Below are 12,380 nucleotides of genomic sequence, written 5' to 3' on the forward strand. Positions count from 1 at the left end.
ATGTTAAAAGAAAAATTCCTTTTTAAAGAAGGAAAATATGAATTAATTGTTGAATTAGGTACAATGGCTAATTTAGCAGAAAAATCAGTAAAAATTACTTATGGAAATACAGTTGTATTAACAACTGTATCATATAATGAAGTTATTAATAATCAAGATTTTTTTCCATTACAAATAGTTTTTCAAGAAAAGTTATATTCAGTTGGTAAGATTCCAGGTGGTTTTTTAAAGCGTGAAGGTCGACCTAGTGAATATGCAACACTATGTGCTAGATTAATTGATCGTTCAATCCGTCCATTATTTCCAAAAGGTTTTGTTAATGAAGTGCAAGTTGTAAATAATGTTTTTGCGTTAGATGATGCTTGTGATGTTAGAGTAAATGCAGCTTTTGGTACTTCACTTGCTTTAGGATTAAGTAGTTTGCCATTTCAGGGTCCTAGTGCTACTGTTGTTGTTGGTAAAATAAATGATGAACTTGTCCTTAATCCAACACAAGAGCAATTATTAAATTCAAAAATGGAATTGATTGTTGGTGGAACAAAAGATGCCATCAATATGGTTGAAGCTGGATGTCATGATATTTTAGAAAAAGATATGATTAAAGCATTAAAATTTGCACATGAACATATTATTAAATTAATAATTTTTCAAGAAAGTATCATTGAAAAATTAAAACCAAATAAATTTAAACCACAGTTAGCATTAATTCCTGTTAATATTGAACAATTTGTAGAAACAAATTGTCAATCACAAATTAGTAAAATTAGTACTACTGTTGATAAAAAAAGTCGAAGCAACTTGATTAAAAATTTAGTTGAAGAAACATTTCAAAGTTTTAAAAATAAATTTAATCAAGAAGTTTTAAATGTTGGTGAAGAAACAACTATTCATAATTTACGCAAAAGTATTGATCAATTATTACAAAAAGCAATGCGTACTATGATTTTAAAAAATAATGTACGAGTTGATGGACGAAAAGCAGATGATATTAGAAAATTAACAAGTATGATTGATGTTTTACCTATTGTTCATGGTAGTGCAATGTTTACTCGTGGTGAAACACAAGTTTTATCAGTTTTAACTTTGGGTGCACTTGCGGAACATCAAATTATTGATGGATTAGGTAAAGAAGAGTATAAACGTTTTATTCATCATTATAATTTTCCTCCATTTTCTGTTGGTGAAACCGGAAGAATGGGTGTTCCTTCACGACGTGAGATTGGTCATGGCGCCCTTGGTGAAAAAGCATTATTACAAATTATTCCTCTTGAAAAAGATTTTCCTTATACAATTAGATTAGTATCAGAAGTATTAGCATCAAATGGTTCAACTTCACAAGCAGCAATTTGTGCTTCATCAATGGCATTAATGGCTGGTGGTGTACCGATTAGAGCTGCAATTGCTGGTATTGCCATGGGTTTAATTAAAGAAGAAAAAGATTTTACAATTTTAACTGACATTCAAGGATTAGAAGATCACTTAGGTGATATGGATTTTAAAGTGGCAGGAACAGCTAATGGTATTTGTGCTTTACAAATGGATATTAAAATTACTGGTATTGATTTTAATATTATTACACAAGCTTTAGAAAAAGCCAGAATTGCGAGATTACAAGTATTAGCAAACATGAATGAAGTAATTAAAAAACCTAGAACTACATTGGCACCTAATGCTCCAAAAATTATTCAAAAGTTAATTCCAATTGATAAAATTCGTGATATTATTGGTGTTGGTGGGAAAGTTATTAATAAAATTATTACCGACTGTGATAATGTTAAAATTGATATTGAAGATGATGGACGATTGATGATTTATCATAATGAACAATCAGCCATTGATAAAGCTTGACAAATTATTGAAAGTATTGTTAATCCTGTTCAAATTAAAATCGGTTCTGAATTTGATAGTAAAGTTGTAAAAATTGTTAATTTTGGTGTTTTTGTTAATTTACAAGATAAGATTGATGGTTTAATTCATATTTCAGAATTTTCAAAAAAATTTAATAAACGTATTGATAATTTAAATAATGTCGTTAAAATCAATGATATAATTAAAGTTCGAGTAATTAAAGTTGAAGATAATAGTAAGCTTAGCTTAGAAATTATTGATAAATAATTTGAAACTATTTTTAATGAAAATTAATTACAGTTTTATTATTAAATTAGTGTTAAAATACTAATAACATAATATAGCAGCATCTTGGGAATTTAAGTTAAAGTTTTAATTTTTATGTTCTTCTAAGATATTAAATTTTATAAAATAAAAATAAAGAAAGTAGAAAACTGGTGAAAACATGGCAAAGATAAAAGTATTTGCTCTGGGTGGATTAGATGAACGTGGTAAAAACTTATATGTTGTTGAAGTAAATGATAAGATATTTGTATTTGATGCCGGCATTAGACTCCCAGAAAGAGAAATTTTAGGAATTGATATTATTATTCCAGATTATACATATTTAAAAGAAAATAAACATCGTATTCAAGGTATATTTATTTCAAAACCATCTGATGATGCTTTTGGAGCACTACCTTATATTTTAAAAGATTTTAATAAAATAAAACCCGAGTATAAAGTTCCAATCTTTACTAGTAAACTAACTGATTTTATGATTAAGCAGAAATTAGAACGTTTTCGTTTTATTAATCAAAATGAAATTATAATTAAAACTATTGAACCCGAACAAAAAGTATCATTTGGTAATGTTGTTGTTAAAACATTTAAAACAACTACTTCAATTCCAGGTAGTTTAGGTTTTGTTCTAACTGTAAATAATGGTGAAAATATTAAATTAAATGAAACAATTGTTTATACGGGTGATTATATTTTTGATGGTGAACATCGTAGTGATTTTACTACTGATATTCAACATTTAGCTAGTGTTTCTAAAAATGATGTTTTATTATTAATTAGTGAAGCAACATGTGCCAATAGAAAAGCTTTTACAGCTCCTAAGCATAAAATTCAAACTATTATTGAGCCAGTATTAAAAGAAGCACCAGGAAGGGTTATTCTTGCATGTTATGATCAAGATTTATATCGTGTTAGTGAAATTCTTAATGCTATTAAAGAAACTGACTCTAAACGTAAAATTGCAGTTTATGGTGCAACTTTATATGATATTTTATTAAAAGTTAATGATTTAAACGCTTTCAATATTGATAAATCACAAATTATTAATTTAGCACAAACAATTGGTACTAAAGATACAGTAATTATTGTTACTGGTAGTGGTGAGCGTTTATTTACTAGAATGAATAAAATTGCTATTGGTAATGATGATTATTTAAAACTTGAATCCCAAGATACAATAATTTTAGCAACTCCACCAATTCCAGGAAATGAATTGGCTCATGCAGCCTTATTAGATGACTTAGCACGTACTGATGTTAAAGTTATTAATATATCAGAAAAACAAGCTTGAAGTTTAAATGCTTCTTATGAAGATATTAAGTTAATGGTTAATATTATTGAACCAAAATATTTTTTGCCAGTTAAAGGTTTATATAAAGATTTTGTAGCAGCACAAGCAGCAGCCATTGATGCTGGTGTATTACATAACAATGCTTTAATTCATGATAATGGTGAAGTTATTACTTTTGAAAATGGTAAATTAATTGATAATTTTGTTAAACAGTATGTTGCACGTCCTTCTCGTTTTAATGATAAAAATGCTACTAATAAAACAACAGATAACTTAATAAAAACTGGTGATGTATATGTAGATGGTATTGGTGTTGGTGATATTGGTTCCATTGTTATTAGTGAAAGAAAACAATTACAACGTGATGGTATTTTAATTACAGGAGTGACAATAAATCGTAAAACTAAAGAAATTGTTTCTTTAATTGATGCACAAATGCGTGGTGTTGTTTATTTAACTAATAATGAAGAAATGTTGAAAAAATTGCAAAATATTATTATTAATGTTATTGAAAAATATAAAACTAATAATGCTTTTAGTCTTAGTGAAGTTAAGACTAAAATGAAAAATGACTTACAAGATTATATTAAAAAAGAAACTGGTAAGTTACCTATGATTTTAACAATTGTTAATGAAATTTAAGGTTAATGATAATATCATTAACCTTAACTTATATAATTTTTCATATTTAAACTAATTTTAAAATTTATATAATGTTTAGTAAATTAGAACTAGTTTAGAAAATTACTAAAAGCTATTGAAAATCAATTTAAAATAATTTATAGTGCATTTAGTAAAAAAACATGAAAATTATTGCTGGAGAATTTGAAAATAATAAAAAAATTTCTTCAACTGGTATATTAGTTTTGGTTGAAGAAATTTTTTATTTTATTAATTAAAAATCTAATAACTTTGTAAACTACATTATATAAATTAATAGAAAAATTTAAAATTTAAAAATTTCATGGATTATAATGTCCTTTACCTTTTATTTTTGCTGCATTTTCTGCTTCTGCACGTTCTCTTTTTGTCTTTCATCTTCTTCAGCTGCTCTGGCGCGTTCTCTTAATTCTTTAGCTCGATCTTCTTTTAATTTTTCTTGAAAAATTTTTTCTCGTTTTTCTTCTCTTTCTATTCTTTGTTTTTCCATATATTCATTTGCTTCTTTTACACGTTGGCTTTCTTCTTCAGCTTTTCTATTTTTTTCTTCTCTTTCTCTTTCTTCTTTTTGTTTTTGTCTTTCTTCTCTTTCGGCTTTTAATCTAGCTTGGTCTCTTTCAATTTTTCATAGTTGTTCTGCTTGTTTTTCGGCTTCTCTTTGCTTTTCTTTTTTTTCTTGTTCTTCTTTTTGTCTTTTTCTTTCTTCTCTTTCGGCTTTTAATCTAGCTTGGTCTCTTTCAATTTTTCGTAGTTGTTCTGCTTGTTTTTCAGCTTCTCTTTGTCTTTCTTGTTCTTCTTTTTTATTTTTATTAAAACCCCACATTGTTTATGTCCCCTTTAAAATTAGAAAATAAAAACCCATTTTACTTTAAATAAAGCAACGGGTAAAACTTATATTAAGTTTACAATGATTATATAATATTATATAAATTAATTGTTAAATAAATATAAATAAGAAAAATGATTTATTTTAAATTTTTAAAATCTAGAAAATAATGAATATGAAATTTAAATAATACATTTTTTATGATAAAAGTATTAAAAAATTAATATTGTTTTTTGCAATAATAAATCAAAAATCGATTATAGAAAGATATTACATATATCAATTATGTTATACTATTTTTATAAGTTATTTTGTGGAGAATGTTAAGAGGTGATGTTCTTATGATTAAAAATGGCATTAAAATATCAAAATCTCAATCTCGTGGTGATGAAGTTGGATTACTTTTTTTCTTATTAGTAATCTTCTTTTTCCTAATGGTTAGTTTAACTAGATTTTCAATAATTGGTAAAGTACTTGATGATTTTCTTTTTTCTTTTTTATTTGGGTGAATGAAATATGCTGTTTATTTCTTTCTTTTTTTAATGATTATTCCTTTAGCTTTTGGTTATCGCATGCAATTTAAATTGAAGTATATTTTTGTTTATTTTTTATTTTTAGTGATTAGTTGTTGGACAACGCAAACTTTAACTTTAATAATTTTAGGAAAGAATAATTTATGAACTAGTTATTATAATTTAAACCTATTAAATATTAGTGAAATATACGTTAAAACATGATGAAATATAAATGGTATAAATAATTATCTAGGTTTTTTTGCTTCACCAATTTCTTTTAAAGATTTTAGTGTTGAAACCTTTTTTCCAGCATATGCTACTGGTGGCATTATTAGTAATGTTTTAATAGGTATTTTTAATTATGGTTTTTTTGTTACTAATTTAATTGCAAACTTTATTAGTATTTTTTCTTTAACTTGTTTATTTATTTTTAATAAACCTTTTATTTTCTTTAGCAAAATGAAACAAATTATTAAACAAATTATTATTAATAATAAAAATAAAAAGCAAAAAAATAAATTAAATGCTGATTTAAAACAAAAACATATTAAGTTAAAAAAAGAAAAATTATTAATTGATAAACAAGTTAAAAAATCTTTTAGAAAAGAAAATAGTTTTAATAAGGAATCAAAGAAGGAACCGCCTATATCACCAGTAAAAAAAGCAGAAATAAAACAAAATGAAATAAAACAAAATGAAATAAAACAAAATGATAATAGTGACATTATCAATAAACCTTCTTCGCCTATTGTTTATTTTAATGAAAATAGTTATTTAACTCCTTTTGGTAAAATTGACCCTGAAAAACAAAAAGATGTAATGAGTAATAGCAAAGGTACTCTGGTAGTTAAAAAAAGTTTAGAAGATAGTATTTTAAATCGTGAAATTCTTAATGATAACGAAACTATTATTAATAACGAATCATAAGTAATTAATAATGAATAAAATTAAGAATTTACTTTAGGATAAAACATTATATTAATGTTAAAATCAAAGTATCTTTTAATTTGTTAATAAATTTAGGTGAACTAATGGCAGAAAAATCTTTACTACAAATGAAAATTAAACTTTTACCTAATATTGCTGGATGTTATTTATTTAAAGATATACATAATAATTTAATTTATGTTGGTAAAGCTAATTCATTAAAAAAACGAGTAACTTCATATTTAAATAAAGCCAGTAATTTTAAAACAATGTTATTAGTTAATGATATTCATGATGTTGAATACATTACGACATCTAATGAAAAAGAGGCTTTAATTTTAGAACAAACATTGATTAAAAAACATCATCCTAAATATAATATTTTGTTAGCAGATGATAAAAAATATCCTTATATTCAAATTACTAATAATCGTGATCCACAATATCGTTATGTACGTAGTGCTACTAAAAAAGAGGGACATTATTATGGACCATTTCCCGATGGTACTGGTGCGCGTGAAATTTTAAAGTTATTGGAACGAATTTTTCCATTACGAAAATGTGCTGGTAATCTTGGTAAACCTTGTTTATATTATCATTTACAGCAATGTTCTGGTGCTTGTTTTAAATCGGTACCTATTACTTATTATGAAGATATGATTAGTAAAATTGATCAATTTTTCAAAGGGAATGTTACTGCTGTTAAAAAAATATTAATTAATAATATGAATATTAGTGTTGAAAACTTACAATTTGAAAATGCTAATCGTATTAAAATTTTGTTATTAAAAATAGATTTATTTTTATCACAACAAGTTGTTGAGTTTCAAGATTATGGAAATCGCGATTTTATTAATTTTTTAATTGAAGATGAAATGGTTGTTTTAATTACTTTATTTTATCGTAATGGTAAATTGCAAGCTAAAGATGAACAAATAGTTCAAAATAATTACTTAGAAATTCAAGATTTAATTCGTAATTATTGTCAACAACTATATAGTAAAAATACATTGCCAAATGAAATATATTTACCATCAAATATTGATTTAAAACAATTAAAATTATTATTTCCACAAATAAAATTTATTAATCCAATTAAAGGAACAAAAGAACATATTTTAACATTGGCAAAAACCAATGCCATTTACGCATGAAATAATTATTTACAAACTAATCAATTTAATGCACCGTTAAATATGATGAAAGTATTATCACAATGATTAAAAATTCCTAATTTAAATCATTTAGAGGTTTTTGATGTTTCTAATCTTCAACAAAGTGCTAGTGTTGGCGGTATGATTGTTTATAAGAATGGTAATCCTAGTTTTAATGATTATCGCAAATTTTTATTAGATCCAAAAATTATTGATGATTATCATCGTTTTTGTGAAATGATTTATCGTAGATATCATCACTTAGTTATTAATAAATTGCCACTTCCTGATTTAATTATTGTTGATGGTGGAAAACCACAAATTAGTGCTACATTAGAACAACTAACATTATTAAACTTAACAATTCCTATTATTGGATTAGTTAAAAATAAAAAACATCAAACTGATAAAATTATAAATGATAAAATGCAAATTATTAATATTCCTAAAACTGATGCTTGTTTTTTATTTTTGAGTAAATTACAAGATCAAGTTCATAATTATGCAATTAAATATCATAAAACAAAACGAAGTCAATCAATGATAAGTAGTGTTTTATCATCAGTACCAGGAATTGGTTTACAATTACAAAATAAAATATTACAGCAATTTCCAACTTGACAATTATTGCAAAATGCTACAAAAACAGAACTTTCATCATTAGTTAAATCAAAAGTAATTTTAGAAAAACTATGAAAAGAATTACATAGTTTTGAATAATATATTATTAAGAAATAAATAATAACGTAAATAAGATATTTATCTAAGTTACTAATGTAAAAATATCAAAAATTAGATAAAAAATATCTTAATGTTTTAAGATATTGAAAATTTTAAGGTATTGCTTTCGTTTGTGAAAGAATTTTGCATTTGTAAATCGATACTACTAATATGTTCTCAACTTTCAATACTATTTTTATCTTTTGGCATATAATAGTCAATAATTTTTTTTCTATTTTCACTGGCATTTTTATTAATTTCTTTTTTTCAATTGGATTTCAATTTGTAGATGAAGGAATTAATTGTTTTATAAATACTTTATTTTTATAAGTTAATTGATGTTCTTTTTTAATAGTCAAAGTATTTTTTGATTGTAATAACATACAAGCATGATTTCATGCCGAATTTCCTGAATTATCTTTATAATCAATATCAACTGGTCATTCATTTATTAAATAAGTTACTAATTTTTGTCAATCATTTAATACTGCTATATGTAATAATGAATAATTTTCTTTTCCAAACTTGATAATATTAATAAAATCTTTTTTTAGAGAATGATTATTAAGTTCTGAATTAATATTTTTAAGTTTTTGATTTAAATTATGTTCATAGTTATCAATGATTTCAATAATTTCTTCTTGATTATTTTTTCAAATTTCATTATCATTTTGATTATCTTTTATTTCATTAGTTTTTTTAGTTGTTCATTTAAAGCCTTATTAATGTTTAGTATCATTTCTTTAGCATTTATTAAATTTTCTGCTTTTAGTTGATTTAGTTGATTTATTTGCTCGATTATTCATGCTATTTTTATATGGTTATTTTTATTGGCCATCATTAAAGCTGTATTACCATTTTGATTTGCATAATTAAGATTAGCGTTATTTTCTATTAAAGCATTAGTAATTTCTAAAAAACCATTTTCAGCAGCTATCATTAAAGGACTATAACCAGATTGATCTGAATAATTAACATTAACATTTTTTGTTAGTAAAGTGTTAACTATTTCCAAATAACCTTTTCAAGTACTTCATATTAAAGCTGTATCACCTTTTTCATTTACATAATTAATATTGGTATTATGTACTATTAAACTATTAACTATATTTAGATAACCATTTCGCGCGCTTCATACTAAAGCATTATTATTTATTTGATTTGTATGATCAGCATTAGCATTATGCGCTATTATAACATTAGCTATATCTAAATATCCGTTTCTGGCGGCTCACTTGAAAGCAGTGTAACCTTCTATATTTTCATGATTAATATTAATATTATGTTGCATTATTAAGCTATTAACAATATTTAAGTGTCCGTTTCTAACGGCTCATATTAAAGCTGTATCACCATAACGATTTTCATGATTAATATTAGCAAAATTATCGATTAAGAGATTAATGATTTCATGGTGTCCGTTTCTGGCGGCTAAGATTAAAGCGGTTTCATCATTATCTTCATTTATATGATTAACATTGGCATTATGTGTTATTAATACATTAACGATATTTAAGTGTCCATTTTTAGCAGCTAATAATAAAGCAGTTTCATTACCATTATTTTCATGATTAATATTAGCGTTATTTTCTATTAGTGTATTAACTATTTCAATATGATTATTTTCAGCAGCTAATAATAAAGCAGTATTACCAAATATATTAGCATGATTGATATTAGCACCATTTTCTAGTAAAGTTTTAACGATATTTAAGTGTCCATTTCAGGCGGCTAGTGTTAAAGCACTAAAATTATTTATAGTTAAATAATTAACATCAGCACCATTATTTGTCAGTAAAATATTAATTGTATCTAAATCACCATTTCAAGCACTATTTATTAATTTTTCATTTAAATCGTCATTCATTTTTTTACTCCTTTAACAATAAAAACCCATTTACTTTGTAAATATTAAAATAAATAAGCGATAAAATTCTATAATCTTTATAAGATTATTATATTTATTTTTTTTATGATTCAAATATTAACTTTTAAATTAATTAAAAGTTAATAGTTTTTTTATATTTATTTTATAACTGTTTTATTAATAATTAAAAATTATTAGATAAATATTTATTTTAAATGTATTATATTAAATTTTGTATAGAAACCTTTAACTTTAAATTATAAAATTGATTTAGTTCTTTTATCGACATTATCTTTAAATAAATAAATATATGATAAAATGAAAATGAAATAAATTGTAGTAAGGAGTTTTTTTCATGGCAAATAAACCAAAAAGCAGTGTTTATAATGAATCATCAATTCAAATTTTAGAAGGTCTAGAAGCAGTTAGAAAAAGACCTGGAATGTATATTGGTTCTACTGATAATCGTGGTCTTCATCATCTAGTTTGAGAAATTGTTGATAATGGTATTGATGAAGCATTAGCTGGCTTTTGTACTAGTATTGTTGTTACTATTAATTTTGATAAGTCAGTTACTGTTGAAGACAATGGTCGTGGTGTTCCAACTGGTATGCATGCTTCAAAAAAAAGTACTCCCGAAGTTATTTATACGGTTTTACATGCTGGTGGAAAATTTGACACTAATAGTTATAAAACCTCGGGTGGTTTACATGGTGTTGGTGCTTCAGTAGTAAATGCTTTAAGTAATTGAATGATTGTTACTATTCATCGTGATAAAAAAATTCATGAAATTAAATTTAAAAATGGTGGTAAGATTGATCAAAGTTTAAAAATGATTGGTAGCACTTATAAAACAGGAACTAGGGTACAATTTTTACCTGATTTTCATCGTGTTTTTCTAGGTTGTGATTGAAATGTTCATTTATTTGAACAACATTTACGTGAAAGTGCTTTTTTAATTAATGATTTAAGTATTCAATTAATTGATAAGAGGACAGGTACTGAAGAAACTTTTCATTATGAAAATGGCTTAGTTGCTTTCATGCAATATTTAAATAAAGATAAAAAAAATTTATCACCAATTGTTAGTTTAAAAGGTAAACAAAATAATATTGACGTTGAAATTGTATTACAATATACTGAAGATTATAGTGAAACGTTAGTAGGGTTTGCTAATAATGTTAAAACTGTTGATGGTGGAAGTCATTTAGTTGGTTTTAAAAGTGGTTTAACGAAAGCTATTAATGAATATGCAAGAAAACAAGAATTATTAAAAGCAAAAGATAAAAATTTAGAAGGTAATGATTTGCGAGAAGGTTTGGTTGCTATTGTTTCGTTGCGTATTCCTGAAAATTTAATTCAATATGAAGGTCAAACAAAAGGTAAATTAGGAACGCCCGAAGCAAGAATTGTTGTTGATAATATTGTTAATGAAAGATTTTCATTTTGACTTCACGAAAATAGTGATGCTGCTAAAAAAATTATTGATAAAGCCATTAAGGCTCGTGATATTCGTAATGCTTTAAGAAAAGAACGCGAATCATTGCGTAATAAAAGTAAAGATACGCAAAAATTTTTAGTAGGTAAATTGGTGCCTGCACAAAGTAAAAATCCTAACATTAATGAATTATTTTTAGTGGAAGGAGATTCCGCTGGTGGCAGTGCCAAGTCAGGTCGTGATCGTAAGTTCCAAGCGATATTACCGTTAAAAGGAAAAGTAATTAATGCCGAAAAAACTAAAGTAATTGATCTTTTTAATAATGAGGAAATTAGTATGATTATTAATGCGATTGGTGCTGGTGTTGGTAACGAATTTAGTATTGAAAATTGTAATTATAATAAAGTCATTATTATGACTGATGCCGATACTGATGGTGCCCATATTCAAATTTTATTACTAACTTTTTTCTATCGTTATATGCGAGATTTAATTACTTCGGGTAATATTTATATTGCATTACCGCCTTTATTTAAAATTTCTTTTAAAGAAGAAGAGCAAGAGAAACATGTATATGTTTGAAATGAGTTAGAATTAAAAGATAAAGTTGAAACAATTAAAGGTAAATATGACCTGCAACGTTATAAAGGTTTAGGAGAAATGAATGCTGAACAATTATGAGAAACAACTATGGATCCAAATGTCCGTCAATTAATTAAAATTACTATTGAGGATGCTCTATCAGCAGAAACAGAAATTCAAATATTAATGGGTGATAAACCAGAAAAAAGACGAAAATGAATTGAAGAAAATATTTCTTTTGAAGCTAGTGATTATTAAGAAAAAGGAGTT

Annotated in this window: 7 protein-coding genes; 5 read left to right on the forward strand and 2 right to left on the reverse strand. The window is 25.0% G+C overall.

Annotated elements, in window-relative coordinates; translation table 4 throughout:
- Together AACK83_RS02350 and AACK83_RS02355 are read left to right on the forward strand one after the other, a co-directional pair.
- Positions 1-2,115, forward strand: coding sequence for a polyribonucleotide nucleotidyltransferase (locus tag AACK83_RS02350; protein WP_338959181.1), 2,115 nt, complete (start codon positions 1-3; stop codon positions 2,113-2,115).
- Positions 2,116-2,293: 178 nt separating this feature from the next.
- Positions 2,294-4,063, forward strand: a complete 1,770-nt coding sequence (locus AACK83_RS02355; RefSeq protein ID WP_338959184.1) for a ribonuclease J — start codon at positions 2,294-2,296, stop codon at positions 4,061-4,063.
- A gap of 346 nt (positions 4,064-4,409) precedes the next feature.
- On the opposite strand, the gene AACK83_RS02360 is transcribed toward AACK83_RS02355, so the two are convergent.
- Entirely contained in the window at positions 4,410-4,904 is a 495-nt protein-coding gene (locus AACK83_RS02360) for a hypothetical protein (RefSeq protein ID WP_338959187.1), read from the reverse strand.
- A 344-nt stretch (positions 4,905-5,248) separates the two neighbouring features.
- On the opposite strand from AACK83_RS02360, the gene AACK83_RS02365 reads away from it, so the two are divergent.
- Positions 5,249-6,349: a hypothetical protein gene (locus tag AACK83_RS02365; protein ID WP_338959190.1), complete on the forward strand. Its 1,101-nt coding sequence runs from the start codon at positions 5,249-5,251 to the stop codon at positions 6,347-6,349.
- A 104-nt stretch (positions 6,350-6,453) separates the two neighbouring features.
- The gene (uvrC, locus tag AACK83_RS02370) at positions 6,454-8,223 is read left to right on the forward strand and encodes an excinuclease ABC subunit UvrC (RefSeq protein ID WP_338959193.1); all 1,770 of its coding nucleotides are present in this window, start codon (positions 6,454-6,456) and stop codon (positions 8,221-8,223) included.
- A 682-nt stretch (positions 8,224-8,905) separates the two neighbouring features.
- Here uvrC and AACK83_RS02375 read toward each other — a convergent pair.
- On the reverse strand, positions 8,906-10,090 hold the full coding sequence (locus tag AACK83_RS02375; RefSeq protein ID WP_338959194.1) for an ankyrin repeat domain-containing protein: 1,185 nt from the start codon (positions 10,088-10,090) through the stop codon (positions 8,906-8,908).
- Positions 10,091-10,445: 355 nt separating this feature from the next.
- On the opposite strand from AACK83_RS02375, the gene parE reads away from it, so the two are divergent.
- On the forward strand, positions 10,446-12,368 hold the full coding sequence (parE, locus tag AACK83_RS02380; protein ID WP_338959197.1) for a DNA topoisomerase IV subunit B: 1,923 nt from the start codon (positions 10,446-10,448) through the stop codon (positions 12,366-12,368).
- The last annotated feature ends 12 nt before the right edge of the window (positions 12,369-12,380 follow it).

It is taken from the genome of Spiroplasma endosymbiont of Tiphia femorata (assembly GCF_964020225.1).
Taxonomy (GTDB): domain Bacteria; phylum Bacillota_I; class Bacilli_A; order Mycoplasmatales; family VBWQ01; genus Spiroplasma_E.